This window comes from Pseudomonas sp. JS3066, assembly GCF_036328175.1.
Classification (GTDB): domain Bacteria; phylum Pseudomonadota; class Gammaproteobacteria; order Pseudomonadales; family Pseudomonadaceae; genus Metapseudomonas.
The window spans coordinates 2,362,929-2,389,048 of record NZ_CP143312.1 but is presented as its reverse complement, the minus strand read 5'-3'; the positions used below and the strand labels follow the sequence as shown (position 1 = coordinate 2,389,048).

31 protein-coding genes are annotated in these 26,120 nt (G+C 62.0%); 11 read left to right on the top strand and 20 right to left on the bottom strand.

Annotated elements, in window-relative coordinates; translation table 11 throughout:
• Positions 1-241: 241 nt before the first annotated feature.
• Positions 242-658: an organic hydroperoxide resistance protein gene (locus tag SA496_RS11165; protein WP_120651161.1), complete on the top strand. Its 417-nt coding sequence runs from the start codon at positions 242-244 to the stop codon at positions 656-658.
• Positions 659-697: 39 nt separating this feature from the next.
• Here SA496_RS11165 and SA496_RS11160 read toward each other — a convergent pair whose 3' ends face one another.
• Complete coding sequence (locus SA496_RS11160) at positions 698-1,618, bottom strand: LysR family transcriptional regulator (protein WP_120651162.1); 921 nt, start codon at positions 1,616-1,618, stop codon at positions 698-700.
• Positions 1,619-1,793: 175 nt separating this feature from the next.
• Between SA496_RS11160 and SA496_RS11155 the strand changes: the two genes are divergently transcribed.
• A complete protein-coding gene (locus SA496_RS11155) occupies positions 1,794-2,000 on the top strand; it encodes a tautomerase family protein (protein ID WP_077521251.1) in 207 nt (68 codons plus the stop codon).
• 94 nt (positions 2,001-2,094) lie between these two features.
• Complete coding sequence (locus SA496_RS11150; protein ID WP_330115413.1) at positions 2,095-3,123, top strand: D-cysteine desulfhydrase family protein; 1,029 nt, start codon at positions 2,095-2,097, stop codon at positions 3,121-3,123.
• Positions 3,124-3,255: 132 nt separating this feature from the next.
• On the opposite strand, the gene SA496_RS11145 is transcribed toward SA496_RS11150, so the two are convergent.
• On the bottom strand, positions 3,256-3,468 hold the full coding sequence (locus SA496_RS11145) for a hypothetical protein (protein WP_120651164.1): 213 nt from the start codon (positions 3,466-3,468) through the stop codon (positions 3,256-3,258).
• 360 nt (positions 3,469-3,828) lie between these two features.
• Here SA496_RS11145 and SA496_RS11140 point away from each other — a divergent pair, with 360 nt between their 5' ends.
• On the top strand, positions 3,829-4,560 hold the full coding sequence (locus SA496_RS11140; RefSeq protein ID WP_120651165.1) for an SDR family NAD(P)-dependent oxidoreductase: 732 nt from the start codon (positions 3,829-3,831) through the stop codon (positions 4,558-4,560).
• Between the two features lie 202 nt (positions 4,561-4,762).
• Here the strand turns inward: SA496_RS11140 and ampC are convergent, their stop codons facing one another.
• From ampC to SA496_RS11125, 3 genes are all read right to left on the bottom strand, one after another.
• A complete protein-coding gene (ampC, locus tag SA496_RS11135; RefSeq protein WP_442965078.1) occupies positions 4,763-5,932 on the bottom strand; it encodes a class C beta-lactamase in 1,170 nt (389 codons plus the stop codon).
• A 121-nt stretch (positions 5,933-6,053) separates the two neighbouring features.
• Positions 6,054-7,277, bottom strand: a complete 1,224-nt coding sequence (locus tag SA496_RS11130; RefSeq protein WP_330115412.1) for a cytochrome c biogenesis protein DipZ — start codon at positions 7,275-7,277, stop codon at positions 6,054-6,056.
• Positions 7,278-7,359: 82 nt separating this feature from the next.
• Positions 7,360-7,626, bottom strand: coding sequence for a DUF2790 domain-containing protein (locus SA496_RS11125; protein ID WP_153919767.1), 267 nt, complete (start codon positions 7,624-7,626; stop codon positions 7,360-7,362).
• 277 nt (positions 7,627-7,903) lie between these two features.
• On the opposite strand from SA496_RS11125, the gene SA496_RS11120 reads away from it, so the two are divergent.
• The 3 genes from SA496_RS11120 to SA496_RS11110 all read left to right on the top strand — a co-directional run bounded on the left by SA496_RS11120 (position 7,904) and on the right by SA496_RS11110 (position 10,579).
• Positions 7,904-8,644: a response regulator gene (locus tag SA496_RS11120; RefSeq protein ID WP_120651170.1), complete on the top strand. Its 741-nt coding sequence runs from the start codon at positions 7,904-7,906 to the stop codon at positions 8,642-8,644.
• Entirely contained in the window at positions 8,644-9,951 is a 1,308-nt protein-coding gene (locus SA496_RS11115; RefSeq protein ID WP_280358253.1) for a sensor histidine kinase, read from the top strand. The genes SA496_RS11120 and SA496_RS11115 overlap by 1 nt, the downstream gene beginning before the upstream one ends.
• A 127-nt stretch (positions 9,952-10,078) precedes the next feature.
• On the top strand, positions 10,079-10,579 hold the full coding sequence (locus SA496_RS11110) for an HvfX family Cu-binding RiPP maturation protein (RefSeq protein WP_120651172.1): 501 nt from the start codon (positions 10,079-10,081) through the stop codon (positions 10,577-10,579).
• A gap of 339 nt (positions 10,580-10,918) precedes the next feature.
• On the opposite strand, the gene SA496_RS11105 is transcribed toward SA496_RS11110, so the two are convergent.
• From SA496_RS11105 to SA496_RS11085, 5 genes are all read right to left on the bottom strand, one after another.
• Positions 10,919-11,341, bottom strand: coding sequence for an organic hydroperoxide resistance protein (locus SA496_RS11105; protein WP_120651173.1), 423 nt, complete (start codon positions 11,339-11,341; stop codon positions 10,919-10,921).
• Positions 11,342-11,401: 60 nt separating this feature from the next.
• Positions 11,402-12,148 carry an HvfC family RiPP maturation protein gene (locus SA496_RS11100; protein WP_280358170.1) on the bottom strand — a complete coding sequence of 249 codons (747 nt, stop codon included), beginning with the start codon at positions 12,146-12,148 and terminating at the stop codon, positions 11,402-11,404.
• Positions 12,141-12,989 (bottom strand): HvfB family MNIO-type RiPP peptide maturase, encoded by an 849-nt coding sequence (locus tag SA496_RS11095; RefSeq protein WP_120651175.1) that lies wholly within the window; start codon positions 12,987-12,989, stop codon positions 12,141-12,143. Before SA496_RS11095 ends, SA496_RS11100 begins: the two co-directional genes overlap by 8 nt.
• A gap of 68 nt (positions 12,990-13,057) precedes the next feature.
• Positions 13,058-13,579, bottom strand: coding sequence for an HvfA family oxazolone/thioamide-modified RiPP metallophore (locus SA496_RS11090; protein WP_120651176.1), 522 nt, complete (start codon positions 13,577-13,579; stop codon positions 13,058-13,060).
• A 218-nt stretch (positions 13,580-13,797) separates the two neighbouring features.
• Positions 13,798-14,214 carry a MerR family transcriptional regulator gene (locus SA496_RS11085; RefSeq protein WP_120651177.1) on the bottom strand — a complete coding sequence of 139 codons (417 nt, stop codon included), beginning with the start codon at positions 14,212-14,214 and terminating at the stop codon, positions 13,798-13,800.
• A gap of 75 nt (positions 14,215-14,289) precedes the next feature.
• Between SA496_RS11085 and SA496_RS11080 the strand changes: the two genes are divergently transcribed.
• Positions 14,290-15,519 (top strand): NADH:flavin oxidoreductase/NADH oxidase family protein, encoded by a 1,230-nt coding sequence (locus SA496_RS11080; protein ID WP_120651178.1) that lies wholly within the window; start codon positions 14,290-14,292, stop codon positions 15,517-15,519.
• 51 nt (positions 15,520-15,570) lie between these two features.
• Here SA496_RS11080 and SA496_RS11075 read toward each other — a convergent pair whose 3' ends face one another.
• The 4 genes from SA496_RS11075 to SA496_RS11060 form a co-directional block, all read right to left on the bottom strand.
• Entirely contained in the window at positions 15,571-15,999 is a 429-nt protein-coding gene (locus SA496_RS11075) for a nuclear transport factor 2 family protein (RefSeq protein ID WP_120651179.1), read from the bottom strand.
• Positions 16,000-16,160: 161 nt separating this feature from the next.
• Positions 16,161-16,661 (bottom strand): GNAT family N-acetyltransferase, encoded by a 501-nt coding sequence (locus tag SA496_RS11070; RefSeq protein WP_120651180.1) that lies wholly within the window; start codon positions 16,659-16,661, stop codon positions 16,161-16,163.
• Positions 16,662-16,885: 224 nt separating this feature from the next.
• Complete coding sequence (locus tag SA496_RS11065; RefSeq protein ID WP_120651181.1) at positions 16,886-17,302, bottom strand: cupin domain-containing protein; 417 nt, start codon at positions 17,300-17,302, stop codon at positions 16,886-16,888.
• A 176-nt stretch (positions 17,303-17,478) separates the two neighbouring features.
• Positions 17,479-18,300, bottom strand: coding sequence for an AraC family transcriptional regulator (locus tag SA496_RS11060; RefSeq protein ID WP_174235576.1), 822 nt, complete (start codon positions 18,298-18,300; stop codon positions 17,479-17,481).
• A gap of 131 nt (positions 18,301-18,431) precedes the next feature.
• Here SA496_RS11060 and grxC point away from each other — a divergent pair, with 131 nt between their 5' ends.
• The gene (grxC, locus tag SA496_RS11055) at positions 18,432-18,683 is read left to right on the top strand and encodes a glutaredoxin 3 (protein ID WP_120651183.1); all 252 of its coding nucleotides are present in this window, start codon (positions 18,432-18,434) and stop codon (positions 18,681-18,683) included.
• A 54-nt stretch (positions 18,684-18,737) separates the two neighbouring features.
• On the opposite strand, the gene SA496_RS11050 is transcribed toward grxC, so the two are convergent.
• The gene (locus tag SA496_RS11050) at positions 18,738-19,079 is read right to left on the bottom strand and encodes a hypothetical protein (protein ID WP_120651184.1); all 342 of its coding nucleotides are present in this window, start codon (positions 19,077-19,079) and stop codon (positions 18,738-18,740) included.
• Between the two features lie 263 nt (positions 19,080-19,342).
• On the opposite strand from SA496_RS11050, the gene SA496_RS11045 reads away from it, so the two are divergent.
• Positions 19,343-19,897, top strand: a complete 555-nt coding sequence (locus SA496_RS11045; RefSeq protein WP_120651185.1) for a magnesium transporter — start codon at positions 19,343-19,345, stop codon at positions 19,895-19,897.
• Positions 19,898-20,227: 330 nt separating this feature from the next.
• Here SA496_RS11045 and SA496_RS11040 read toward each other — a convergent pair whose 3' ends face one another.
• From SA496_RS11040 to SA496_RS11020, 5 genes are read right to left on the bottom strand one after another with little or no spacing between them, the layout of a single operon-like run.
• Entirely contained in the window at positions 20,228-20,545 is a 318-nt protein-coding gene (locus SA496_RS11040; RefSeq protein WP_120651186.1) for a cytochrome C oxidase subunit IV family protein, read from the bottom strand.
• Positions 20,546-20,562: 17 nt separating this feature from the next.
• On the bottom strand, positions 20,563-21,240 hold the full coding sequence (locus SA496_RS11035) for a heme-copper oxidase subunit III family protein (protein ID WP_120651187.1): 678 nt from the start codon (positions 21,238-21,240) through the stop codon (positions 20,563-20,565).
• Positions 21,241-21,244: 4 nt separating this feature from the next.
• Positions 21,245-21,931, bottom strand: a complete 687-nt coding sequence (locus SA496_RS11030; RefSeq protein ID WP_153919750.1) for a cytochrome c oxidase subunit 3 — start codon at positions 21,929-21,931, stop codon at positions 21,245-21,247.
• Positions 21,928-23,703 carry a cytochrome c oxidase subunit I gene (ctaD, locus tag SA496_RS11025; protein WP_120651189.1) on the bottom strand — a complete coding sequence of 592 codons (1,776 nt, stop codon included), beginning with the start codon at positions 23,701-23,703 and terminating at the stop codon, positions 21,928-21,930. The genes SA496_RS11030 and ctaD overlap by 4 nt, the downstream gene beginning before the upstream one ends.
• Positions 23,704-23,739: 36 nt before the next feature.
• Positions 23,740-25,194, bottom strand: coding sequence for a c-type cytochrome (locus SA496_RS11020; protein ID WP_280358180.1), 1,455 nt, complete (start codon positions 25,192-25,194; stop codon positions 23,740-23,742).
• A 322-nt stretch (positions 25,195-25,516) separates the two neighbouring features.
• Between SA496_RS11020 and SA496_RS11015 the strand changes: the two genes are divergently transcribed.
• Entirely contained in the window at positions 25,517-26,080 is a 564-nt protein-coding gene (locus SA496_RS11015) for a TetR/AcrR family transcriptional regulator (RefSeq protein WP_153920141.1), read from the top strand.
• Positions 26,081-26,120: the final 40 nt, after the last annotated feature.

Genomic DNA, 26,120 nt, shown 5'->3' with positions numbered 1-26,120 from the left:
TGAGTAGATCGCGCATCTGTGTCGGGGATGTATTGAACGGACCAGGGAATGACATGCGGATGTAACGCCGCGGCATCCATACACAGGCAGATACACAGGCCTGGGGCCACAGGGGAAACGCCACGACCACTAGGCCGGAAGTTCCCGGTCGGAGGTGCTGGCGGACTAGTCTTATCCCCGTCCGACCAGCTCGAACGTGATTGAAAAGCAGTCCCCAGCACACTTCGCGGAGGGCTCCATCATGACCAAGATCGAAAAAGTCCTGTACACGGCCAAGGTCCACACCACCGGTGGGCGCGACGGTGCATCCGTCAGCTCCGACAAGCGCCTGGACATCAAGCACTCTTCCCCTGGCGGCCCCGGAAATGGCACCAACCCGGAGCAATTGTTCGCCGCAGGCTGGTCGGCCTGCTTCATCGGAGCCATTGGCGTGGTGGCCAGCAGAATGAAGGTCGCCGTCCCGAAAGATGTGGCCGTCGATGCAGAAGTCGACCTTGGCACCGCCGGCAATGACTACTTCATCCAGGCGCGACTGAATGTCAGCCTGCCCGGAATGGATCGCGAGACCGCTCAGGCCGTGGTCGACGCCGCTCACCAGACATGCCCCTACTCCAAGGCCACGCGAGGCAACATACACGCCGAGGTCAAACTGGTCTGAACTCGCTTGCGCGCCCCTCCGGGAGGCGGGGCGCCCTCCTCACACCTTCCACTCCCGCTTGCACTCCATCAGGAAATCGACGAAGGCACGCAGACGCAGCGGTACATGCCTCCCATGGGGGTACAACAAGGTGTAGGGGCGGGAGCGTCCACCAAACTCCTGGAGCACCTCTACCAGCGAGCCCTCCTCCAGATCCTGTTCGACGATGAAGCGATAGGTCTGGAACAACCCGGCGCCGTGCCTGGCCAGGGTCACCCCGCCCAGCACGTCATCCGAGCAACAGTAATTGCCGCTGGCGAAGATCTCCCGCTCCTTCCCGTTCTCGGTAAACAGCCAGGAGATACGCCGCCCGCTACTCGGCAGTTCGAACTGAATGCAGTCATGCTGTTGGAGATCATCCAGGCTGGTAGGGGTTCCCACGCGGGCGAGATATTCCGGTGTAGCGATCACGACCAGTCGGGAATCTTCGAGATGTCGGGCGATCAACGTCGAGTCTGGCTGGGCGCGCACGCGGATCGCCAGGTCGTAGCCTTCCGCGACGAAATCGATATTGCGGTTGCTCAAGTGGATGTCGATCGTCACGCCGGGATGACGTTCGCGAAAGCGCGACAACAGCGGAAGGATGCGGTAGTGGCCATAAGTGGTGGGAATGCTGATGCGAAGTTCGCCGGTGGGCTCGAGCTGCTTGCCCATCACCTCGCGCTCGGCCTCAACCAGCTGGGTCAGGGCCTGCCGACACTGCTCGAAGTAGGTTCGACCGCTTTCCGTGAGACGGATGCTGCGCGTGGTGCGCACGAACAGACGCGTCCCCAGGCGCTCTTCGAGACGCGATATCGATCGGCTCACGGCGGCCGGAGTGACTCCCGCCGACAGCGCCGCAGCCGTGAAACTCCCCGCCTCCGCGGCAAGACAAAAGAGCTCGATACTGCCCAGCTGGATGTCATCGAAATGGCGTTTCACGATTCATTACACCGAGTATCAAGTGAAGTATCCGAGCCTACATTTATCCGTCCAAGCGGCACAAATATAGTTCTGTCCATCAACCCCGCCGATGTGGAGCCAGGCCGATGAAAGCCGCTGTCTTCAACGTCCTGCTGCCTTGGTGTCACTGAAGCAAGCCTCAAAGGAGCTCAACATGCCATTCGTAAGCGTTCGTATCACCCGTGACGGCGTTACCCGGGAACAGAAGGCCCAGGTCATCGCCGAGATCACCGACACTCTGCAGCGCGTGCTTGGCAAGCGCCCGGACCTCACCCATATCGTCATTGAGGAAGTGGATACCGATAACTGGGGCTACGCCGGCATCACCACCACCGAGTACCGCAAGAATCAGCCTGGATGACCTTCCCGTTCCATCCCCACCCGGCATCCGCCGGGTGGGCATAAGTACCGTCGCCACACAGGCGGCGACATCCGACACGAAAGGAGCAGCCTGCATGTCGAACGATCTCAGCAATCTGGATGCGGCCCTTGCACGCTATCCCAGGGTGGCGCTGCTGGAAGGCAAGACGCCTATCCAGCGTCTTTCACGCCTTAGCGCCCTTCCAGAGCTGAACGGCTGCAACCTCTATGTGAAGCGCGATGACCTGACCGGCCTGGGCGGCGGCGGCAACAAGCTGCGCAAGCTGGAGTTCCTGCTTGGCGAAGCACTGGCCGAGGGTGCCGACACCCTGGTTACCTGGGGCGGTCTGCAATCCAACCATGCACGCCTCACCGCGGCGGTCGCGGCCCGCCAGGGTCTCGCCTGCGAATTGATCCTGGTCCCGTCCGCCGTGCGTACGGATGACGACTTCCGCCATAGCGGCAACCTCATCCTCGATGGATTGTTCGGTGCGACCATCCACCGTCTGCCAGATGGCGCCAATCCCGACGTTTACGCTGCCGAGCTGCAGGACCGGCTCAGGCAGCAAGGACGTAACCCCTTCTTCATGCCTCTGGGCGGCTCCAGCCCCAGAGGCAGTCTGGGCTATGCAGCCTGTGCGCTCGAGATCCTTCGCCAGGCGATGGACCTTGGGCTTGAGTTTGGGCAAATCATCGTTCCAAACGGCAGCAGCGGCACCCACTCCGGGCTGCTGGCGGGCACCACACTGACGCGTACCTCCACGCTGGTTACCGGCTACACCGTGCTCGGCACTGCGGAACAAGCGCTCGCAGCGACCGTCGACAAGACCCGTCAGGTCCTGCAGCTCCTCGCTCCATCGACAGAACTGGATGAAGGCTCAGTCCGGGTCGATGGCAGCCAGCGCGGCGATGCCTACGGCGCACCTACCGACGCGATGCTGGAAGCCACTCGACTCCTGGCCTCCCACGAAGGATTGCTGGTCGACCCGGTGTATGGCGGCAAGGCATTTGCCGGACTGCTGGCCTCGGTCCGCCGGGGCGATTTCCCGGCGGGCAGCAACCTGCTTTTCGTCATGACCGGCGGCCTGCCGGGAATCTTCGCCTACCGCTCGGCCTACGCGTGATCGATTGCGGCCGGGGAAGCACCCCCGGTTTTCCTCCGGCTGCCCCCTCCCCGAGCGCAATGCTCGATACCATTCAGGCGAATCGGCACTCAGTCGTTTGGTGCTATCGGCGGCTACTCCCCCTGCCTGCCCTCAGCTCTGCGCGTGCAGAGCTGAGACTTCCAGCGGTTCGCTTGTCGAGTCATCCCGGCCCGACTCCGGCAATGCCTTCCGGCTGCCGAGCGGAGTCAGTTGAAAACAGACGCCGCTCGAATTGCGGTGGTTTTCGGTAGCGGCGTTGGTGTGTACGGCTACGCCGGCCAGGGAAAAGGCTATGGAAGTCAGGAAGCTTTTCAGGGTTTTCATCGATTTCATCCCGCAAAGGTCATAGACATCAGGCATGACCACCTGCAAGGCCCTCGCCCGCGATAGTCGGGCCCAGTCTCGATGTTGCCGATGCCCCGCGTGTGTCGCCTGATGGTTGCTTTGCATCCTCATGTAGCCGCAAGGCGTCGGGATACAAGACCGTACAAATCGATCCGCTGATGTCATTCCCCAGGTCGTGCCAAGCGCTCAATCACACCAGATTGATTACATCAGGTATCAACTGAAACAAGGCGAAGCTGATTTATCAACTTAAAACGCATGAATATAGTCCTCCTCACCAGCGGCGAACCTCCCGGATCCGCTGCAACAAGCCCCAACTATTTCTGCGAGGAACACACCATGAGCAAGAAAACAGCAATCATCACCGGCGCATCCAGCGGCATCGGCCTGGGCCTGGCCAAGGCCTTCATCGACAACGGCTACAACGTCGTCGGTACTGCCCGTTCCATCGACCGCCTGCAGGAAGCCGCCGCCAGCCTGGGCAATCCGACCAGCTTCGTTGGTGTTGCCGGTGACGTTGCCGATCCGGCCACCGCCCGCAAGGCCTTCGCCGCGGCAATCGAAGCCTTCGGCAGCGTCGAAGTGCTGATCAACAATGCCGGCTTCTTCCTCCCGAAACCCTTTGTCGACTACACCCCGGAAGACCTGGAAAGCCTGCTGGATACCAACCTCAAGGGTGTGGTCTACACCTCGCAGGTAGCCGCCGCGCACATGCAGCAACAAGGCGGCGGACACATCGTGAATATCTCCGCGGCAGTTGCCCTGCAGCCGAACATCAACGTACCAGCGGCGCTGCCGGTGTTGATCAAGGGTGGCGTCAACCAACTGACCCGTGCCCTGGCCCTGGAACTGTCACCGCACAACATCCAGGTGAACGCCGTGGCCCCCGGCATCATCGATACCCCGATGCATGACCCGGCTGCCCGCGACTTCCTCAATAACCTGGCGCCTTCCGGTCGTGTCGGCACCGTTCAGGAAATCGCCGATGCCGTGCTCTACCTGGCCAAGGCCGATTTCACCACCGGCGTCGTGCTGGCCGTGGACGGCGGCATGAGCACTGGCAAGTGGTAATCGCTTGAAGGCATGAAAAAGGGAGGCTTCGGCCTCCCTTTTTCAATTGTGCGTGCTTGTTTGCTCTGGGGCGAATTGATTCGAAGGCAAAAAGCCATGCCCTTGGGGCGTGATCATGAGTCACCAGGCTATGGCCTGGGACGACCTCGCGAATAGGGTGCGGCACGCATCGATGCCATGCCGACGATGGCAATTCCACGGTCTACGGATTCGCCTCCAGCTCACCGAGAATGCGGTAGGCCAGCTTCACCCGCTCTTCGTTCGGATAATTCTTGTTGGCCAACAGCACGATGCCGAGCTTCTTCTCCGGCACGAAGGCCACATAGGCGCCGAAGCCATTGGTCGAGCCGGTCTTGTTGACCCAGACCGCCTGTTGCGGCGCCAGAGACGGCGTGATGGTCGTGACGGCATGACTTTCAAGGGCCATCCGGCTGGCATTGCCTTCCAGCAGCGTTTGCAAGGCAACCGGGTAGCTGTACTGCTCCCAGATCAGGTCCTGGGTCATGGCGCCCAGTTTGAAATAGCCGGTTCGGGTGGCGTCGATCGCCCGCTGCAAGGACGCATCCAACGCTGTCAGGCCCAGGTTGGCTTCGACGAAATGAAGCAGGTCCTTGCTGCTCGTCTTCACCCCATAGGCTTCCGCCGCCAACATCGCCGGATTCACCCGCACCGGGGCATCTTCCTTGTCGTAGCCCTGGGCGTAGTTCGGCATCGCGCTGGCAGGAACGTCTATCCAGGTGTTGCCCATGCCGAGTTTCGGCAACAGGTCGCGCTCCATCGCCTGGACATAGGTCACACCCAGGCTCCTGGCGGCAACCACCCCCAACAGTCCGATGCTCGGGTTGGCGTAGGTTCGGTAGGTCCCCGGGGCGAACTGCGGCTGCCAGACGTTGTAGTAGTCCATCAACTGGCTTTCATTGCGGACGTCGTCGGGCAGTTGCAGCGGAAAGCCGCCAGCGGTATGGGTGGCGAGATTGAGCAGCGTAACCTGGTCCAGCCGGCTGCCCTTGAGCTCCGGCAGGTAGCGGCTCGGACTGTCGGTGAGCGACAGCTTGCCTTGGGTTGCGGCATAGCTGGCGAGCGTCACGGTCAGGGTCTTGCTGATGGAACCGACCTCAAACAGCGTGTCGCCAGTGACGGCCTGCCGGGAGGCCTTCGATGCCACGCCGTAGTTGTAGAAGCGCCGCTCGCCCTGGGCGATGACGCCGATGGCCAGGCCTGGAATACCGTACTGCTGCATCACCTGGCGGGCGGCTTGCTCCACGTTGGCGGCGATAGCGTCCGGTCCGTCCGTTGCCATCGCCTGGCCGCCGAGCGAGGCCGCAAGGGCTAGCGTGAAAATCTGTGCGCGGCACATTCCTGTCAGGCGCATCGAAGTCGTCCTTCGGTCATGGAGGGGGGAAGAACCTACCATCTCGAGCAGATCCGTCCAAAACACCTTCATCACCGGGTGTTGCGCGGCGCCTCCATGAGCCGCGCACGTCCGGAGGGGATCAGTTCGCGGCCTTGCCCGCTTCCGCCCGCTCCTGCAGGAGCTTCTGGATGATCGCTTCCTGCTCTTCGTAGTCACCCTCCCCGATGTGCAAGTGACGTACCCGTCCGTTGGCGTCGATGAAGTAATGCGCCGGCCAGTACTGGTTGGTGAACGCGTTCCAGATGCGGTACTGGTTGTCGACGGCCACCGGGTGCTTGACGCCCAGGCGCTTGATTGCCTCGCGTACGTTGTCGATTTTTCGCTCGAAGGCGTATTCGGGTGTGTGCACACCAATCACCACCAGTCCTTTGTCGGCGTACCGCGCAGCCCACTGGTTCACATAGGGCAGGCTGTTCCGGCAGTTGATGCAGTCGAAGGTCCAGAAGTCCACCAGCACCACCTTGCCGAGCAGTTGTTCGTTGCCCAGCGGCGGGCCGTTGAGCCACTGGGTCGCGCCTTGCAGTGACGGCATTGCTCCCAGGTCCGGCAGTTGTTCAATGCTGTCGGCGCGGGCGCTGCCCACCAGGCTTTCCAGCAGGACTGGCACGCCATCGATCACCTTGCGCTCGAGCTCGGCCGCGAGCCGGGAGGACCCCGCTCCGGACAGTTGGTCGCTGGTGCCACTGGCAATGCCGACCACTGCCAGCAAAGCCACCGCACCGGCGCCGCGACGCAGCCACTCCACGGTGCCCAGCGACAGCTTCGCCCTTTGGAACACCCCACGCCCGAGGAAGATCAGCGCTCCCATCGCCAGGGCACCGCCGAGGCCGTAGCTGAGCAGCAGCAGGCTGGTGGAGGCACTGGGGCCGTTGAGCATGGCACCGGACAGGATCAGGCCCAGGATAGGCCCGGCGCAGGGTGCCCAGAGCAGGCCTGCGGCAAAGCCCATCAGCCAGGCCGAAAGCGCCGGTGGCAGGCGACGGGCATCGCCTTGCAGCCGGTCGCCCAACCAGAGCCAGGGGCGCGATAGCCAGGTGCCAATTCGCGAGGAAAGCAGGGCTGCCGCCGACGCCGCCAGCAACACCAGGGCGACGTAGCGTCCCCATTGGCTGGCGTCGATGACCCATTCACTGGAAACCACCGCCAGACTGGCCAGTACGGCAAAACCGGAGGCCAGGCCAGCCAGCGTCAGCAAGGGCGACCAGGCGGGACCGCCGGCGCGGGAAAACAGTAACGGCAGGACAGGAAGTACGCAGGGGCTGAACAGGGTCAGCACCCCGCCTAGAAAGGCAATGAGCAGCATAGGCACCTCAGTGGCATTGGCTCCCGGCAGTCACCGGGCTGGCGACCCGCGTCGTCTCCGGCGCAGGATCTGGAGTCATGTGTCAGTTTTCATTGCTGCAGGCATCGGAGTGCTTGCGGTACTCCAGGCTGTGCAGCCGACCCTTGGAGTCCAGGTAATCCATGCGTGCATCGACCACCTGGCAGAGAACGGATGGCGCCTCGCGCAGCGACACTACTTTGTTGATATCCAGATGCGTGCCGTAGCGATAAGGCTCCGGTGTGACACTCTCGGCGGCCTGCGCCGCAAGGCTGACGACGTTGAAAGCGGCTGCCAGAAAAAAGGCGGTGCCCAGGGATGCGAGTTTCATGCTGATCTCCCGACCAATTGAGAAAGGGGCGCAGATGCAAGGGGGCATCCGCTGGGTACCAATTTCATCGGTGGGAGGTATCGCCGATGTGTCTGCTGCGGACCAGGATTGCGCTGTCAGGTATCAGCGAGGGCTGCGGATACACAGTGATACGCAGGGCCATTGTGCAATCACAGGTATCAGCGCGGCGCTGGATACAGTGGAATACAAAGGCTTGCGGGCAATCGCCGGAAGGCCCGATACACTGGGCATCGAATAGCCATAGCGAGGTTTTTTCATGGACCATGTCGATCACATCCTGGTCGTTGACGACGATCGGGAAATCCGCGAGCTCGTCGGCAACTACCTGAAGAAGAACGGCCTGCGTGTCAGTCTGGCGGCAGATGGGCGGCAGATGCGCGCCTTCCTCGAGGCCAATACGGTCGACCTGATCGTCCTCGACATCATGATGCCCGGCGATGACGGCCTGCGCCTGTGCCGTGAGCTGCGCGTGGGCAAGCACAAGGCGACGCCGGTGTTGATGCTGACGGCGCGCAACGAGGAAACCGATCGCATCATCGGCCTGGAAATGGGCGCCGACGATTACCTGACCAAGCCCTTCTCGGCCCGTGAGCTGCTGGCACGGATCAATGCCGTGATCCGCCGCACGCGCATGCTGCCGCCGAACCTGCAGATCAGCGAGAGCAGCCGATTGATCGGCTTCGGCAAATGGCGCCTGGATACCACTGCGCGCCACCTGCTGGATGATGAGGGCACGCTTGTAGCCCTGAGCGGCGCCGAGTATCGGCTGCTGCGCGTCTTCCTCGATCATCCGCAGCGGGTGCTCAGCCGTGAGCAACTGCTCAACCTCACCCAGGGCCGCGAGGCGGACGTGTTCGACCGTTCCATCGACCTGCTGGTAAGCCGCCTGCGCCAACGCCTGCAGGACGACGCTCGCGAATCCGCCTATATCAAGACGGTACGCAGCGAAGGCTATGTCTTCTCGCTGCCCGTGCAACTGATCGAGCCGACGACGTGATGCCCCTGCCCCGCTGGCCAAGCACCCTGGCCGCACGCCTGGCGCTGATTTTCCTCACCGGGCTGGTGCTGGCCTACGGGTTGTCCTTCGCCTCGCAGTTCTACGAGCGCTACCAGACCGGGCGCAACGTGATGCTCGGCAACCTGGAGCATGACGTGAGCACCGCCGTGGCACTGATCGACCGTTTGCCGGCGGAAGAGCGCGCCACCTGGTTGTCGCTTCTGGAGCGACGCAACTACCGCTATCGGCTCGACGAGGGTACGCCGGGCGTGCCCATGGACATGACCCAGGCCCACATGGCCGCAACCTCCATCGAACGGGCTATCGGCCAGCGCTATCGGCTGCGCTTCGAGAACATTCCCGGTCCGGCCCCTCACTTCCAGGCGCACCTGACCTTGAGCGATGGACGCCCACTGACGGTGGATGTCACGCCCAGCCCCATTCCAGTGGCCCAGTGGTTGCCGGTGGTGCTGATCCTGCAACTGGCCGTGTTACTGCTCTGCACCTGGCTGGCGGTGCGCATGGCAATCCGCCCACTGGCTCGCCTCGCCCAGGCCGTCGACCATCTGGACCCGGACGCTCCCGGTCCGGAGCTCGACGAACGCGGTCCGCAGGAAGTGTCCTATGCCGCCCGCGCCTTCAATGCATTGCAGGGGCGCATCGGTGCATACCTGAAAGAACGCATGCAATTGCTAGCGGCCATTTCCCACGATCTGCAGACGCCCATCACTCGGATGAAGCTGCGCGTGGAACAGATGGACCCTTCCCCGGAGCGGGAAAAACTATGGAGCGACCTGAACGAAATGCAGCACCTGGTGCGTGAAGGCGTTGCCTACGCACGCAGCATGGATGGGGCAAGCGAAGCGTTGTGCCGGGTCGACCTCGATGCCTTCCTCGACAGCCTCGTGTGCGACTACCAGGACAGCGGCCAGGCCGTCACCCTCGACGGTTCCAGCGGTCTTCTGCTGGAAACCCGCCCCCATGCCTTCCGCAGGGTGCTCAGCAACCTGATCGACAACGCCCTCAAGTTCGGCGGCAGTGCCCAGCTGGAAGTGCGACGAGATGCGCAAGGCAAGGTTCAGGTGCTGGTGAACGACAACGGACCGGGCATTGCCGAAGAGGAACTGCAAGAGGTCTTCAAACCGTTCTATCGCGTGGAAAGCTCGCGCAACCGCACGACGGGAGGAACTGGCCTCGGGCTAGCCATCGCCCAGCAACTGAGCCAGGCGCTGGGCGCACACCTGAGCCTGGCCAACCGTGACGGCGGTGGCCTCTGCGCCCGACTGGAGCTCGGCGCCGCCGATTGAGTCCACGTACAGAGCGATACACGACGGGCCACGGCTGACACATCCGGGACAATCACCTTCTTCAACATGGGCACACGAGCAGCGCCGGCACTCCCGCCGGCCCCGTACAGGCCAACGGAGCCCACCCATGAGCAGCATTGCAACCTCCCCGTTCAAGTTCGTTTTCAACCAGCTCGACCGGGTCGGCGCCTGGAGCGCCGATCTGCCACTGCGCCTGTTCCTCGCCTGGGAGTTCTTCGAATCCGGCCTGGAAAAATGGAATGGGCAGAACTGGTTCGTGGATATCCAGTCCGCCTTCCCCTTCCCTTTCAACCTGCTGCCGCCCGAGGCGAGCTGGCAGATCTCGATGTGGGCCGAGTTGATCGCCCCTGTGCTCCTGCTGCTCGGTCTGGGCACACGCTTCGCCACCCTGGTGCTGATGGTGCTGACCGTGGTCGCCATTGCCGCGGTGCACTGGCCGGAACATTGGTCGAGCCTCTCGGAGCTCGCCCAGGGCTATTCCATCAGTAACAAGGGCTACGGCAACTACAAGCTGCCGCTTATCTATCTGATAGCGGCCATGCCGCTGCTGCTGAAAGGCTCTGGACGCTTCAGCCTCGATGCTTTGCTGTTCCGCCGACAGGCCTGAACCCCACTCGAAATGAAAAGCCCGCCTTATGTGCGGGCTTTTTCGTGTCTGCAACGCGATGGGATTCGTTGTTTTTGTGGGGAGCGAATTCATTCGCGAGCAGGACGCAGTGCCCGCTCGAACCCGGACCATCCCTCACCCCAGCCCTCTCCCGGAGGGAGAGGGAGCTGTCCGTGCCTTGGTTGAGCCCAACACCAACCCTGTAGGGGCGAATTCATTCGCCAAGCAGGACGCAGTCCTGCCGTAGGTTGGTCCGAGGAACGAGGCCCAACATCGCAACTGCAATAAAAAAGCCCGCGCACCTCTCGGGAACGCGGGCTTTGGCCTGGCCGTAATTGATCAGGGAATATCGAAGGTGACCTCGATATTGTCGCGAGTGGCCTTGGAGTACGGGCAGAGCTGGTGCGCCATCTCGACCAGTCGAGCCTTGTCTTCGCTCGCCAGGCCCGGCAGTTCCACCCGCAGCTTCGCCGCCAGGGCAAAGCCACCGTCAGCGGTATTGCCCAGGGCGATGTCGGCGACCACCGCCACGTCGTCCGGCAGGCGGATTTGCAGGCTCTGGCCGGCTCGGCGCAAGGCACCAATGAAGCAGGCCGACCAGCCAACGCCGAGAAGTTGCTCCGGATTGGTTCCCGGTCGCCCCGAGTTGGGCGCGCTCAGGCGCACGTTCAGTTCGCCGTCGGAGGATTCGCCGCGCCCATCGCGGCCACCGGTGGTGCGTGTCTGGGCGGTATAGAGAGTGCTTTCCAGTATTGCGGTCATCAGAGTGTTTCCTTGATGCAGGGAAGGATGTGCCGGCTGGCGCCGGCATTTGTCTGCGCCTCAGATGCGAGTGCCGGGCACTACGCCCTGGGCGCGCAGGTTTTCCAGCAAGGCAATGCCCTGCGGCAGGATGGCCTCGCTGTCCACGCCTATGGCTTCGGCCAGGGTCTGCAGATGCTCCCGGCCGGAGCAGTCACGCTGCTGCAGGGATACGAGCAGCGCGTGGGCCAGGGGCGCCAGGCGCGAAAAGTGGACTTTCTTGTCGACACCACGCCGCGCCAGCAACAGGGTCGGCTGACCGGGGATGTCTTGCGGCATGAAGTTGGGAGAGATCTCGCTGACGGGCCATTGATAGGCCAGCGGCCAGGCGAGGTTCGACAGCACGGGAACGCCGTCGAGCAGGTTTCCCGCCGGGTCGTGGTCCTGCTCACCGCTGCCGCTGAGGAGCAGCGCGGCCTCTACCCATTCGTAATGGGCCAGTTCCGGCAACCAGGCAGGCAGCTCGAGCTCATCGGCGCCGCCCTCCTCCAGAAAGCTGACGAACTCCCCGGAGATTTCAGTGAACAGGGGCGTCTGGCAGCGGTAATCGGCAAAGAAGGTTTCCACCAGGGTCTGCCAGCGCTGGGGGCCGAGGCTGGCGCGAATGACCGGAAAGCAACCCGCGAGCAGCGACTCCACATTGCCGAAGAACAACCGGCGGTACACAGCTAGGCGGCGCGGTTCGATCCCCGGCGGCGGTGCGTTGTTCTGCGGGTCGCGTACATGGCGCGCCATGCTCATAAGCTGTTCATGCAGGACTTCATGCACGGCGCACCTCCGGCCACGAGATGACTGCCTGTTGGCGCGCCCGAATCTGCCCGACCTCACCCAACAGCTCCGCCAGCGGCGGGAAGTTGAAGTCACGCTCCAGCAAGGTCGGCAGCGCACCAAAGCGCTGGTAGGCCTGCTCCAGCAAGGACCAGACGCCTCTCTTCACGGTCGCGCCATGGGTGTCGATCTTCAGATCCGGCGCTTCGTCGTAGTGACCCGCCACATGCATGTAGACGACCCGCTCTGCCGGCAGAGCGGCCATGTACTCGGTGGCGTCGTAACCGTGGTTTATCGAGTTGACGAAGAGATTGTTGACGTCCAGAAGCAGGTCGCAGTCGGCCTCCTCCAGTACCGCGCGGAGGAAGTCGATCTCCTGCAATGCCTGGTAGGGCGCGGCGTAGTAGGAAATGTTCTCCACGGCGATGCGTCGCTCCAGGGAATCCTGGGCCTGACGGATGCGCGCGGCGACGTGGCGTACCGATTCGTCGGTAAAGGGCAGTGGCAGCAGGTCGTAGAGTTGACCGTCGTCCGAGCAGTAACTCAGGTGCTCACTGAAGAAGGCCACGTTGTGATCGTCGAGGAACTCGCGGATGCCTCGAAGCAGCTCGCGATCCAGTGGTGCCGGGCCGCCCAGGGACAATGAGAGGCCATGGCAGGCCAGCGGGAAGCGCTCGGCCAGCCGGGCCAGGGCGTCGCCATGCTGGCCGCCGACATTGATCCAGTTATCCGGCGTGCACTCGAGGAAATCCACGGCACCGGCATCCATCGCCAGTAGTTCCGGCAACAGGGCACGGCGCAAGCCCAGGCCTGCGCCCTGGGGGAAGGAAGCGATGTTCATGGGCGTTCTCCCGAAGTTGAGGAACCTCCCCGGCGTCAGGCGCCGGGAGGGTTAATCAAGGCAGAGGATCAGCTCTTGGCCTTGCTCATCTTGGTGAACAGTTCGGTGGGGACTTTCTTGCCGTTGGAGAGGTACTGGTTGCTGCGGAACTTGTAGACCTCGCCCTCGGACAGGAAACCGTCCTTGTTGGTGTCCATTGCGGCGAATTCGCCACTGCCGTTCGGTGCTACAGCCAGAAGCTCCTTCAGCGAAACGAGGCCGTCGTCGTCGGTGTCGGTGCGAGCGAAGGAGGCATCGCCACATTTGCCCTCGCCACATTTGCCTTCGGCAGCCTTGGCGGCGCCTGCTTCCGCGCCACCGCATTTGCCTTCACCGCACTTACCCTCGGCGGCCTTGCTTCCAGTGGTTTCAGCACCACCACACTTGCCTTCACCGCATTTACCTTCGGCGGCCTTGTCGGCGGCGGCGAGCATGTAGCCCTGGGGCAGTGCCTCAACGGCAAATGCTGACGAGGCCATGTTCATGCCACCGGCCAGGGCGACAGCGATCAGGCCAATACGGGTCTTGTTCGAGAACTGGGTACGGGACATGGAGTTTCTCCGGATACATTGGCGCGATCAGTCGCGCGGGGCGTGCCACAAGGGCATTGGAACCCTGGAGCGAGGCGCCGCGGCTGACCTCGTTCGGGTTTGGCTATTTCGCCTCAGCCATGTATCCGCGACGTATCCGGAGAAAAAGCATTTGTAAGCGACTCGTCGTGGAAGAGGCCCGGATACATTGAGATACGTCCGGACCCCGCTTCAGGCTTTCACGTCACCCGTTGCGGGTCGTTCCAGCCTTCGATGAACCGTCTGGCGTTGTCGACGCAACTCACGCCTTCGGGCTTTTCCCTGATGTGCCGGATAAGGTCCTGCAAGCTGGCCTTGCTCTGGGCCAGCCTGCGTTCCATCGCTTCGATATCCTCGATTTTCTTGTGCAGCGCTTCCACCAGTTCTCCCTGCTTCCAGTCGCCCAGATCGACCGGGATCAGCCCACGTATTTCATCCAGCGAGAATCCCGCCGCCTGAGCCCCAGTGATGATCTCCAGGATCAGCAACGCCTCGGGCGGGTATTCGCGATAGCCGTTGGCCTTGCGCGCCACAGTCGTGAGCAACCCCTTGGATTCGTAGAAACGAATCCGCGATGCGGCAAGACCGCTGTGCCTGGAAAGATCGCCGATTTTCATGGTTAGCTCCGACCCGCTTGACATTAAAGTTAACTTTAAACTTAGCATCCTGGCTCCGCAAAGGAGGAGCTATCGATGAGCCTGTTCGAACCGCTTGCACTGCCCAACGGCACCCGGATCCCCAACCGTCTGGCCAAGGCGGCCATGGAAGAAAACATGGCCGACGGCGACCATGCCCCCTCCGAAGCGCTGCTGCGCCTCTATCAGCATTGGGCCGATGGCGGCGCCGGGCTGATCATCACCGGCAATGTGATGGTGGATGGCCGCGCCATGACCGGACCGGGCGGCGTGGTGCTGGAAACCGACAACCACCTCGAGCGCTTCCAGCGCTGGGCCGAGGTCGCCCGCTCTCGCGGCGCACAGGTCTGGATGCAGATAAACCATCCGGGTCGACAGACACCGGCTGCCCTGGGCCAGCCGACCCTGGCTCCGTCCGCCGTGCCCCTGGATCTGGGCAAGTTTTCCAACCAGTTCCGTGTGCCTCGGGAAATGTCCGAAGCGGATATCGAGGAGGTGCGCCAGCGCTTCGTCAATGCCGCTCAACTGGCTGAACGCAGCGGCTTCAACGGCGTTCAGATTCACGCCGCGCATGGTTACCTGCTGAGCCAGTTCCTCTCGCCGATCAGCAACAAGCGTCAGGATCGCTGGGGCGGCGCCGTGGAGAATCGCGCGCGCCTGCTGGTCGAGATTGTCCGGGGCGTTCGTAGCGCGGTTTCGCCAGGCTTCGTGGTGTCGGTGAAACTGAATTCGGCGGACTTCCAGCGCGGAGGCTTCAGCCCGGAAGATGCGCGCAGTGTGGTCGCCATGCTCAACGAACTGCAGGTGGACCTTGTCGAGCTATCCGGTGGCAGCTACGAGGCCCCGGCCATGCAGGGGCAGGCCCGCGATGGTCGCACCCTCGCCCGAGAGGCCTACTTCCTGGAATTCGCCGAAAGCATCACCGCGGTTGCGCGAATGCCGCTGATGGTCACCGGCGGTATCCGGCGTCGCGCCGTGGCCGAGAAAGTCATCCAGAGCGGCATCGCACTGGCGGGGATGGCCACCGCACTGTCGATCAATCCGAATCTTCCGCGGGAATGGTCGAACGGTGGCGACGACGCCCCTGCCCTGCGCCCCATCACCTGGAAGAACAAGACCCTCGGCGCCATGGCGAACATGGCCGTGGTCAAGTACCAGTTGCAGCGGCTGAGCAAGGGTCGCGTCACGCGACCTGAGGTTTCTCCGCTACTCGCCTTGCTGGGGCAACAGGTTTCGACCTCGGCGCGGACGCGGCGCTATCGCCGCTGGATCGCCGGGCGGAACTGACCGAACGCGCGGGCCATGGGTATTCCATGGCCCATGCTACGCAGTGCGCTGTCAGGCCTTGGCTGCCGCAAGGTAGCCACCCAGGCGTCGGCCCATCTCTTCGCCAAGCGCTTGCAAGCCGCTCATGGGGCGGACCATCACCTCGAAATCGACGATCTTGCCCTGCTCGTCGAAGCGGATCATGTCGATGCCTTTCAGGTTACGGCCATCGACGTGCGCGCTGAACTCCAGTACCACATTGAGTCCATCGGCGGTGGCCAGTTGACGGTGGTAGGTGAAGTCGTTGAACACCTTGAGCACGGTATTGAGGATGGTCGAGACCACCATCGGCCCCGGATAAGGTGTGTGCGCCATGGGCGAGCGAAATACCACGTTCTCCGCCAGCAACTCCGGCAGCGCGGAGAGATCCTGCCGCTCGACCATCTCATGCCAGCGTTGCAGCGAGGCGGCGGCCTGGGGATGCAGGTTCAATTCGGACATCGTCACTTCCTCTCGATTGTTCTTCTTCTGGAAGCCCGGCAGGCGCGAGGCAATGCGTCTGGCAGGCAGGGCGAAGAAGGACGATACGGCCCGAAAATACCAGGTTCAATGATCGAAAATGACAGGATTATGATCCAGCCGAACAACCTGCAACGCGCGGTTCAGTGAGTCACCCGCGTCACCAGGTAGCTCAACAATTGCGGTTCGTCATCTGGAGCGATCTCGTGCACCGTTCGCGCAAGCTCGCCCAGCACGGTTCGCCAGAACGCCAGGGCGCTTTCGTCCTGCCGGTAGAAGCGCACCAGCCAGTCGTTAGTCCCGCTCGTCAGGACCTGCGTGGCCACGGCGCGGCCTACACCCAGGCGCCGGTACTTCTTGAGGATGAACAGGTCCGCCAATTCGAGGGCATCGATTCCGGGTAGTTCGCTCCGCTCGATCAGCAGGAATCCGGCGATGAATCCGTCAACCAGGATCAGGTGGGCGCTCCACAGGGGCTCCTGCCAGTACCGCGCCAGGTGTTCCTCATGGATGTAGAAGCGGCCGTCGACATCCACGTCTTCCTGTTCCCAGTCCGAGGACTCGTAGGCGTAAAACTGATACAGGTTTCGGATCAGCTCCATGTGCTCAACGGCGGTTTCGACCAGCTCGACGGCGCCGCTCATGGCCACTCACCGTGGCAGGGTTTCAGATGGGATAGAAAGGCTTGAATCGACGGCATGGACAGCTCGGTGCAAGGAAAAAAGCGGCGCGTATTCTTGCAGAAGTCGAGGTGTGTTTGTGTAGGAGCAAGCTTGCTCGCGAACAGTTCCGAGCACGACCCTTCGCGAGCAAGCTCGCTCCTACAAATGCAAGTGTGTTCAGCCATTCTTCCTTCTAGCCGCCCCAGTTACTCCTCCAGCTTCAGGAGCGGTTGGCCTTTCTTCACGATATAGGTCGCCAGTTCCGATGCCTTGTCCTTTCCGACGTTCGTCGCGACATGGGCCGTGCCGGCGGGAATGAACAGGGACTCGCCCGCCTTGAGGATGACATTTGGACGGCCTTCCAGCTGGTACTCGAAGGTGCCGGAAATCACATGGGCAACTTCCGCGCCCGGATGGGAATGTCGAGGTGACGCGACGCCTGGCTCGAAGTCCACGAGAACCTGGATGGCTTCGTATCCGGGAACTTCCAGATCGTGGCGCGTGAGGTCCGTACGGTGGATGCCGTTCTGCCAACTGGCCTGGGGTTTGGCGTCATGTGCCTGGGCAAAACCAGCGATTGCCATCAGTGCCGCAGCGGTGGTGAGGGTTCGAATGTTCAGCATGGCAGTAGCCTCGGGGAGACAGGTTGGGGTGGCTTCACCCTATCCCCGGCATCTGCCGACGATGTGTCAGGACCCGGAGGGTTCTTCAAGCGCATGTATATGGCCGCGCGACTGACACACGCACATACAAAGCACCGACGGCTGCCAGGTCGAGATGGAAAATCGCCTGACTGCGCTCAAGCCAGCCGCTGTACCCACTCCCTCGGGCTGGCACCCACCTTGCGGCGGAAGGCCCTGGCCAGGGCGGATGGGCTCTCGTAGCCCACTTCATCGGCGATCAGCGCAATGGGCCGTCCTTCCCGGAGGCGCTTCTGGGCCAGACTCACACGCCAGCTCACCAGGTAATCCGCCGGGGTCATGCCCACCACCTCGCGGAACTGCGCGGCGAAGCTGGCACGGGACATGTTGGCGGCCAGCGCGAGATCGGCCACCGACCAGGGTTTGGCGGGAGCGTCGTGCATCAGGGTCATCGCCTTGGACAACCGAGGATTCGCCAGGCCCGCCAGCATGCCGCCGGAAAGCTGATTGCTGGCCATCAGGTGGCGCAGGAGCTGGATGACCATCAGTTCGAAGAGGCGGTCGAGCACGGCTTCACGCCCGCAATCGTCGCCAAAGGCCTCGCTGAACAGCCAGTCGATGGCACCAGCGATGCTCGGCACCGCGGACAGGGGCAACAACAGGTACTCCGGAAGCGCCCGCGATAACGGATTGTCGACCCCGCCATCGAACTCGATGGTGGCGCACACCAGTTCGGCGCCGTCTTCGTCGCTGGCGCTCACGCGGTGCGCCAGCGGGCGTCCCATCAGCATCAGGCTCGGCTCGTCGATCACCACACCTTCTCCATGGCTCGAACCCAGCGTCACCCGCCCGGCGCGCAGCAAGTGCACATAGCCGCGCGGCACGTCGCCCGGATAGGCCGCAACACCACAAAAGCCACCGCTGTAGAAGGTCGAGGCATGCAGGCTGAAGTTGCTCAGTAGGGACGACAGTCTGTCCACGTGTTTCACCCTCAGATTTAGACGATCTGCCGCATAAATTGGACTATTTGAACCCACTTTGACAGGCAGCTCCATAGCATTCATTGCAGGCTTGAACGCTGAGCCCTATCCCAATCCGATGGAGAACCACCATGAGCCAGGTGACCATGTACACCACCGGTTACTGCCCCTACTGCAGGAACGCCAAGGCCCTGCTGGCGCGCCGGGGCGTTACCGCGACCGAGATCGATGTCGAGTCCGACCCGCGTTTGCGGGCAGAGATGCTGGAAAGGACCGGGCGTCGAACGGTGCCGCAGATCTTCATTGGCGAGCGCCATGTGGGCGGATTCGATGACCTGGCGGCGCTGGAGCGCCAGGGAGAACTGGCTGCCTTGCTCGCTTGAACGACAACCGCGCAGGTGGCTCGATGCCACCCGCGCGATCGGTCTTGCTGCTTGTCAGCCCAACTGATCGATCATCACCGTGTTGGTGTAAACCAGGCTTCCGTCGCTCTCGCGGTGGCCCACGAGGTGGAACAAACCGCGGTCGTCGTCCTTGCTGAGAAAGACGCGGAACTGCAGATCCGAGAGCGAACCGCACTCGCTGGGCGTGACCAGTTCCATGTGCTCCATTTCAGCATCGATCATCACTTCGGGCTCATGGGTTTTCTGCAGGCGCTCTTCCGCTTCCTCAAGCAGCAGATGGTCAGCGTCGTTGACGTGAAAGTGCAGATCTCCCATCGGAATGGACCTTTCCACGCCCTGGGGTTTGCACCAGCTCTTGATGGTCAATGTATTCATCTAGCAACCCTCCTGACTTGTGCGTTGCCACGCCAGCTGTTCAATCAGCAGTTTAGACAAGCCCGATCGTCGAGAAGCGTCAATCATCGCCCGATGCCGCGCGCCACAAGGGTTACAGGCGTTCGACAGGAAATCCGGATGCTATAATTTTCAAGTGAAAGAACCCTGAATTTTCAACCAGGGCTCATTGATAACCATCGGGAATAAATCCATCGATTGCGGGAGGCGAACGACCACTTCGAACCATAATCCGGAGGTGAGTCATGAACAGGCACTACTACATCAGCAACAACCTCGATGATCTGGAAACCCTCGAGTCCGAGCTCGAGGCCAATGGCATCAATACCGAACAGATCCATGTGCTGAGCGACAAGGATGCCGATGTCGAACAGCATCATCTCCATGATGTGAATTCCTTCATGAAGCAGGATGTCGTCCACTCCGGCGAGATTGGCGCTGCGATTGGCGTGCCTCTGGCAGCGCTGGTGTTGCTAGGTGCCTGGCTTGCGGGCTGGACCGATACGCCGGCGGGCTGGGTCCCCTTCGTATTCCTTGCGGTGGTCGTACTCGGTTTCTGCATCTGGGAAGGCGGTTTCTTCGGTATCCAGGTACCCAACGCTCACTTCCGCAATCTGAAGGAGAAGGTCCGGGAAGGTGAACATATCTTCTTCGTCGACGTGGACCCGGATCAGGAATCCGTACTCGACCGAGTCATCAATCACCATCCGCAGCTGCGCCTGGCCGGCACAGGTTCCGCATCGCCACACTGGATAGTTTCCTGGCTGCATCGCTGGCATCAGTTCAAACGGACCATCTAGGGCGCCCTCTCCCCCTCTCTCTGCGGGGAGAGGGGGGTATGCCGAAGGATTCATTCGCGGAACTGGGCCTCACCGCGAATCGTTGGGTTTCGCTTCGCTCTACCACAACCTACAAAGCAGGTCGTGCCGTTGTAGGGCGAATTCATTCGCCAAGCAGGACGTAGTCCTGCAGTAGGTTGGTACGAGGAACGAGGCCCAGCATTGCAGGGCTGGTGGATAGAAGCAGCGCTATCCAACCTGCGCGCCATAGAAAGGCTCGGCGTCGTAAGTATCCCCTCGGTGCGCATCGCGCACCCTGCTTCTGGGCCAGAGATTTCGGCTCAACGAGCACTACTGCCCCAGGAACGTTCCCCGCGTGAGGAACACGTAATCCGCCTCGGCAGCCATCAACCCCACCAGTACCAGCAGGCACAAGGGTGGCACCAGGATGGCGTAGACCAGCGCCAGGCGTTCCCATGCCATGTGCATGAAGATCGAGACGATCAGCCCCGCCTTCAACAGCATCAGGATGAGGATCATCGACCAACGGAAGACGCCGACGAAGTGGAAGTAGTCCACCAGGTAGGACAGGGTGCTGAGGATGAACAGCAGCCCCCATATCTTTAGGTACAGGCTGATCGGATGTTGTTGACCCTGTGCGTGCGCCATCTCATTTCTCCCCTGCTCTACCACAGGTAGAAGAACGCGAAGATGAAGACCCAGACCAGATCCACGAAGTGCCAGTAGAGGCCGGCGATCTCGACGATCTGGTAGTTCCCGCGTTGCTCGTAGTCCCCACGCAGCACCTTGAATGCCACGGTACAGAGATAGATGACACCCACCGACACGTGCAGCCCGTGGAAGCCGGTGATCATGAAGAAGCTGGCGCCGAACTGCGCCGCACCCATGGGGTTGCCCCAGGGCCGCACCCCTTCGGAAATGAGCTTGCTCCACTCGAACGCCTGCATGCCGACGAAGGTGGCGCCACAGGCAGCGGTGGCCAGCATCAAGGCAGCGCAACGTACCCGCTCGTGGCGATAGGCGAAGTTCACCGCCATTGCCATGGTGCCGCTGCTGCTGATCAGCACAAAGGTCATGATGGCGATAAGGATCAAGGGAATGCTCGCACCACCGATGGTCAGGGCGAAGACTTCGCTCGGATTGGGCCAGGTGGCGGTCGTGCTCATGCGCACCGACATGTAGCCAGTCAGGAAGCAGGTGAAGATGAAGGTGTCGCTGAGCAGGAAGATCCACATCATCGCCTTGCCCCAGGGCACCTGCTTGAAGGCATCGCGATCCGAGGACCAATCGCTGGCTATGGCGCGCCAGGTACTGGGGGCCGGGCTCTCCCTTGAACTGGCCATGGCTTCACCTCAGCCCGCAGAAGGCCGCTATGGCCTGGTAGGTTTCCGGGGAACTGGTGAGCAACGCGAAAAGCACCAGCCACAACCCCAGCAGGTAGTGCCAGTAGAAGGCGCACAACGCCATGCCGGTCCGCAGCCGATCACTCGGACCTGCGCGCATGCGAACGCCAACCATCGCCCAGGCCACCAATCCGCCGGCCAGGTGCACGCCGTGCAGGCCGGTCAGGAGATAGAAGAAGCTGTTGGCCGGGTTGCCCGAGACCAGGTAACCCCAGGCAGTGAACTGCTGCCAGACCCAGAGCTGGCCAACGAGAAAGGCCACGGCAAAGACGCCCCCCAGCAGGAAGGCCAGGGCCGCAGTGCTTGCCTGGCTGCGCTCCCCCGCCACCTTGGCCCATTGCAGGCAACCGCTGCCGAGTGCCAGCAGAGCCGTATTCACCCAGAGCATCCAGGGATGGGCCAACGGCGCCAGTGGATCGGTCAGCGGGCGCCAGTCCGACACTTGGGAACGCGTGATGAAGGCCAACAGGAACAGCAGGAACAGCGCAGTCACCACGCCGAGGAACACCGCCAGGCCAACCTTTGCGGTCCGGTCACGATCCTGGATCGGCGCCTCGGGTCCGGGGCTGTCGCCTGGTCTCCAGCCGCCGGGTTCGCCATCTTCAGCGTGTTTCCAGAGCTGCGTACTCATGGCCGTTTCTCCACTGGTGCCGGATTGCCGTTCGCTTCGCGCATGCGCTGCAGCTCTTCTTCCGAAACGGTTTGCGGGACGAAGTCCTGCTCCACACCTGGAACGCTGTAGTCATAAGCCCAGCGGTGCACCACAGGGAGTTTCTCCCGCCAGTTGCCATGCACGGGCGGCGTATCCGGGGTCTGCCATTCGAGGCTCGCGGCCTTCCATGGATTACCACCCGCCGGCCGTCCCTTGAAGGTGCTCCAAGCCAGGTTGATCAGGAACAGCAACTGCGCCACGCCCACGATCAGCGCCGCCACGGTGATGAAGGCATTCAACTGCTGGGCCGAATGCGGGATGAACTCGTAGTTCGGGTATGCGTAGTAACGGCGCGGCATGCCGAGGAACCCGAGATAGTGCATGGGGAAATAGATGGCATAGGTACCGAGGAAAGTGATCCAGAAATGCAGCTTGCCGAGCGTGTCGTTGAGCATCCGCCCGGTGACTTTCGGAAACCAGTGGTAGATCGAACCAAACACCACAAGTATTGGTGCCACGCCCATGACCATGTGGAAGTGCGCCACCACGAAATAGGTGTCCGAGAGCGGGATGTCGACGATCACGTTGCCGAGGAACAGTCCGGTCAGGCCGCCCACCAGGAAGGTGACGATGAAGGCCAGGGCGAAGAGCATCGGCACCGTCAGGTGGATGTCCCCATGCCAGAGGGTCAGGGTCCAGTTGTAGACCTTGAGGGCGGTAGGCACGGCGATCACCAGGGTGGTGACGGCGAAGAAAAAGCCGAAGTACGGATTCATCCCGCTGACGTACATGTGGTGGGCCCAGACCACGAAGCTCAGCACGCCGATGGCAACGATGGCCCAGACCATCATGCGGTAGCCGAAGATGTTCTTCCGCGCGTGTGTGCTGATCAGGTCCGAAACCAGGCCGAAGGCCGGCAGCGCGACGATGTACACCTCTGGGTGGCCGAAGAACCAGAACAGGTGCTGGAAGAGGATCGGGCTGCCGCCCTGGTGGTCCAGTTGCTGCCCCATGGAAATCAGCGCCGGCATGAAGAAACTGGTACCCAGCAGACGGTCGAAGAGCATCATCACCGCGCTGACGAACAGCGCCGGGAAAGCCAGCAGCGCCAGGATCGACGCCATGAAGATGCCCCACACCGAGAGCGGCATGCGGAACAGTGTCATGCCGTGGGTACGTGCCTGCAGCACGGTGGTGACATAGTTCAGGCCGCCCATGGTGGCGGCAACGATGAAGATCGCCAGGGATACCAGCATCAGCACGATGCCCCACTCCATGCCCGGCGTACCCTGGGTTATGGCCTGGGGTGGATAGAGTGTCCAGCCCGCCCCGGTCGGGCCGCCCGGAACGAAGAAGCTGGCCAGCAGGACCAGTACCGAGAGCAGGTAGAACCAGTAGCTGAGCATGTTGACGTAGGGAAAGACCATGTCCCGCGCGCCCACCATCAGCGGGATGAGGTAATTGCCGAAGCCGCCGAGGAAGAGTGCCGTCAGCAGGTAGATCACCATGATCATCCCGTGCATGGTCATGGCCTGGTAGTAAGTGCTCGGGTCCATGAATTCCAGGCTGCCGGGGAAGCCGATCTGCATGCGCATGAGCCCAGACAGCACCAGGGCGATCAGGCCGACGAAAATCGCGGTCAGGGAATACTGGACGGCAATGACCTTGTGGTCCTGGCTCCAGATGTAGCGCGTGAAGAAGCTCGTCGGCTCGTGTAGCGCCTCGGCTTCGGCATGCTCGACGTGGGCCATTGCAAGCCCTCCGTAACGCAACGGGTCCGTCCGGTTCTACGGCGCCTGTTCCTGCTTCGCGGCGTCGGGATTGGCCCTGGACTTGATGAACGCGATGATCGCTTCCAGTTCAGGGTCGCTCGGGGTGAAGGCCGGCATCACCGGCGGATACCCCTTGACCACGGCCACCGCGGGCTGGAGCACCGACGCCTTGAGGTAGGCCTCATCCACTTTTACCTGGCTACCATCGGCCAGGGTTTCGGTCTTGCCGTAGAGCCCTTGCCATCCGGGTCCCACGCCCTGGCTGCCATCGATGGTATGGCAGGCCAGGCAACCGAGGGACTCGGCCAGTTGCCGGCCCTGCTCTGTTGCATCGCTTGCTGCTCCCGGAGCGTTCTGCTGCTGTTGACCGGCGGCGCTCAGCGACTGGATGAACGCGATCAGGGCGGCCAGCTCATCCTGGTTGAAAGTATAGGGCACCATCACTGGCGGATAGCCTTGCACCAGGCGGGCCTTGGGATCGAGGATGGACTCCTTCAGGTAGGCGTCGTCCACCTTCGCGCTGCTGCCGTCCACCAGTTTTTCGTCGCGGCCGTACAGATCCTTCCAACCCGGTCCGAGACTGGCACTGCCGTCCTGGCTGTGGCAGGCGCGGCAACCGTGGGATTCCGCCAACTGGCGGCCCTTCTCGATCAGGCTGCCTGGGCTTGGCTTGCTGGCAGTGGCCAGGGTCTGGGCGAAGGTGGGCTGGGCGGCCAGCCACTGGTCGAAGGCCGCGACCGGCTCGACGAACATCATCCCGCGCATGTTGAAGTGCCCTACCCCACAGAACTCCGCGCAGAGGATCTCGTACTTGCCGGCCACCGTAGGGGTGAACCAGAAGTGCGACACCATGCCGGGGACCATGTCCATCTTTCCGCGTATCTGCGGGATATAGAAATTGTGCAGCACGTCCTTCGAGCGCAGCAGGACCTTCACCGGACGGTCCAGTGGCAGGCGCACCTCGTTGTTCTTGATCAGCACGTCGTCCTGGCCAAGCGGGTCCTGCGGGTCCAGCCCCAGCGGGTTGCCGGCATTGACCCATTTCACGTCAGCGCGGCCGAGCTGGCCATCCTGGCCGGGAAAACGGAAAGCCCACTGCCATTGCTGGGCGATCACCTCGAGCGGGTAGGCATCCTTGGGCACCTGGACGAAGTCGCTGTACACCACCAGCCCCGGCGCGAGCATGCCCATGATGCCGATGGACGTGACGATGGTGAGCCACCACTCCAGCTTGCGGCTCTCTGGCTCGTACTTCGCACGCCGGCCTTCGCGGTGACGGAAGCGGATGATCGCCACCGCCATGAAGCCGACGATGGCGACGAAGAACACGCCGGTGATGAGCAGCGTGATGAGCAGCGTGGTGTCGATGGAACCCCAGTTGGAGGCAGCCGGGGTCAGGTGCCAGGGCGCCAGGAGGTGGAACAGCACGGACGCGACAACGATGATGATCAGGATGATTGCTATCGCCATGTTCCCGTCGCCTCGTTCCTGATGCTCGTGCGCGGTCGTGCGTGCGACGGTCATCGGCTGTACAGCAGAATCACATTCTGGCTTCCGGCATGACCGGAAGCTCGGCCTCTGTTCCCCCAGTGGCAGATTTCGTGGCAAGTATAGTCGCTGGTTGCAGGCTGCCCTGCTCCCCACAAACGCCGATCCCGCGCGGCACGGAATTACACTTCGGCAGCGATGGATGAAGCCGAGAACTCATGGCTTTCATCCACCGGAAGACCGTTCATACCTTTTTCAGAAAAGAGGCTTGCTCGTGGAGAACGATCGTTCTACCATCTTTCACATGGACAGCAAATCAACTACCGATGTCAGAGATAAACTTCTCGAAACCGCCGAAGACCTGATTTACAGAAACGGTATCAATGCCACTGGTATGGACCTTCTGGTCAAGACTTCCGGGGTTGCGCGCAAGAGTATCTACAAATACTTCGGAACCAAGGACGAATTGGTAGCAGAGGTATTGAGGCAGCGTGACGAGCGCTGGATGAACTGGTTCAGAAACGAGGTCGAAAAGGCCGAGACGCCCGAAGCGCAGCTGCTGCAGATATTCAGCGTGCTCAAGGGCTGGTTCGAGTCGGACGGCTTCAGGGGCTGCGCCTTCATCAATACCGCAGGTGAAACGGGTGACCCTCAAGACCCCGTTCGCCTGGTTGCCAAAGAGCACAAAGAAAAGTTGCTCGGTTTCGTACTCGGGATTTGCCAGCAATATGGAGCCGTCGACGCGGACGCCCTGGCCAGGCAGTTTCTAGTCCTGATCGACGGCGCCATTACCGTTGCCCATGTACTCGGTGATAACAACTCGGCAGACAACGCACGGCAAGTTGCGCAAACGCTTCTGGGTAAATAGGAAGTCATCGTTCGGGCAACTTCAAACTTTGAACCTCTAT

Coding starts and splice junctions, on each gene's coding strand:
- SA496_RS11155 (WP_077521251.1), top strand. CDS start 1,794: ATGCCATTCGTAAGCGTTCGTATCACCCGTGACGGCGTTACCCGGGAA.
- SA496_RS11145 (WP_120651164.1), bottom strand. CDS start 3,468: ATGAAAACCCTGAAAAGCTTCCTGACTTCCATAGCCTTTTCCCTGGCC.
- SA496_RS11045 (WP_120651185.1), top strand. CDS start 19,343: ATGAACAGGCACTACTACATCAGCAACAACCTCGATGATCTGGAAACC.
- SA496_RS11115 (WP_280358253.1), top strand. CDS start 8,644: ATGCCCCTGCCCCGCTGGCCAAGCACCCTGGCCGCACGCCTGGCGCTG.
- ctaD (WP_120651189.1), bottom strand. CDS start 23,703: ATGGCCCACGTCGAGCATGCCGAAGCCGAGGCGCTACACGAGCCGACG.
- SA496_RS11040 (WP_120651186.1), bottom strand. CDS start 20,545: ATGGCGCACGCACAGGGTCAACAACATCCGATCAGCCTGTACCTAAAG.
- SA496_RS11070 (WP_120651180.1), bottom strand. CDS start 16,661: ATGAGCGGCGCCGTCGAGCTGGTCGAAACCGCCGTTGAGCACATGGAG.
- SA496_RS11085 (WP_120651177.1), bottom strand. CDS start 14,214: ATGAAAATCGGCGATCTTTCCAGGCACAGCGGTCTTGCCGCATCGCGG.
- SA496_RS11105 (WP_120651173.1), bottom strand. CDS start 11,341: ATGACCGCAATACTGGAAAGCACTCTCTATACCGCCCAGACACGCACC.
- SA496_RS11075 (WP_120651179.1), bottom strand. CDS start 15,999: ATGTCCGAATTGAACCTGCATCCCCAGGCCGCCGCCTCGCTGCAACGC.
- SA496_RS11020 (WP_280358180.1), bottom strand. CDS start 25,194: ATGGCGATAGCAATCATCCTGATCATCATCGTTGTCGCGTCCGTGCTG.
- SA496_RS11125 (WP_153919767.1), bottom strand. CDS start 7,626: ATGAAACTCGCATCCCTGGGCACCGCCTTTTTTCTGGCAGCCGCTTTC.
- grxC (WP_120651183.1), top strand. CDS start 18,432: ATGAGCCAGGTGACCATGTACACCACCGGTTACTGCCCCTACTGCAGG.
- SA496_RS11030 (WP_153919750.1), bottom strand. CDS start 21,931: ATGAGTACGCAGCTCTGGAAACACGCTGAAGATGGCGAACCCGGCGGC.
- SA496_RS11080 (WP_120651178.1), top strand. CDS start 14,290: ATGAGCCTGTTCGAACCGCTTGCACTGCCCAACGGCACCCGGATCCCC.
- SA496_RS11140 (WP_120651165.1), top strand. CDS start 3,829: ATGAGCAAGAAAACAGCAATCATCACCGGCGCATCCAGCGGCATCGGC.
- SA496_RS11120 (WP_120651170.1), top strand. CDS start 7,904: ATGGACCATGTCGATCACATCCTGGTCGTTGACGACGATCGGGAAATC.
- ampC (WP_442965078.1), bottom strand. CDS start 5,932: ATGCGCCTGACAGGAATGTGCCGCGCACAGATTTTCACGCTAGCCCTT.
- SA496_RS11090 (WP_120651176.1), bottom strand. CDS start 13,579: ATGTCCCGTACCCAGTTCTCGAACAAGACCCGTATTGGCCTGATCGCT.
- SA496_RS11110 (WP_120651172.1), top strand. CDS start 10,079: ATGAGCAGCATTGCAACCTCCCCGTTCAAGTTCGTTTTCAACCAGCTC.
- SA496_RS11035 (WP_120651187.1), bottom strand. CDS start 21,240: ATGGCCAGTTCAAGGGAGAGCCCGGCCCCCAGTACCTGGCGCGCCATA.
- SA496_RS11095 (WP_120651175.1), bottom strand. CDS start 12,989: ATGAACATCGCTTCCTTCCCCCAGGGCGCAGGCCTGGGCTTGCGCCGT.
- SA496_RS11015 (WP_153920141.1), top strand. CDS start 25,517: ATGGACAGCAAATCAACTACCGATGTCAGAGATAAACTTCTCGAAACC.
- SA496_RS11065 (WP_120651181.1), bottom strand. CDS start 17,302: ATGCTGAACATTCGAACCCTCACCACCGCTGCGGCACTGATGGCAATC.
- SA496_RS11165 (WP_120651161.1), top strand. CDS start 242: ATGACCAAGATCGAAAAAGTCCTGTACACGGCCAAGGTCCACACCACC.
- SA496_RS11130 (WP_330115412.1), bottom strand. CDS start 7,277: ATGCTGCTCATTGCCTTTCTAGGCGGGGTGCTGACCCTGTTCAGCCCC.
- SA496_RS11150 (WP_330115413.1), top strand. CDS start 2,095: ATGTCGAACGATCTCAGCAATCTGGATGCGGCCCTTGCACGCTATCCC.
- SA496_RS11050 (WP_120651184.1), bottom strand. CDS start 19,079: ATGAATACATTGACCATCAAGAGCTGGTGCAAACCCCAGGGCGTGGAA.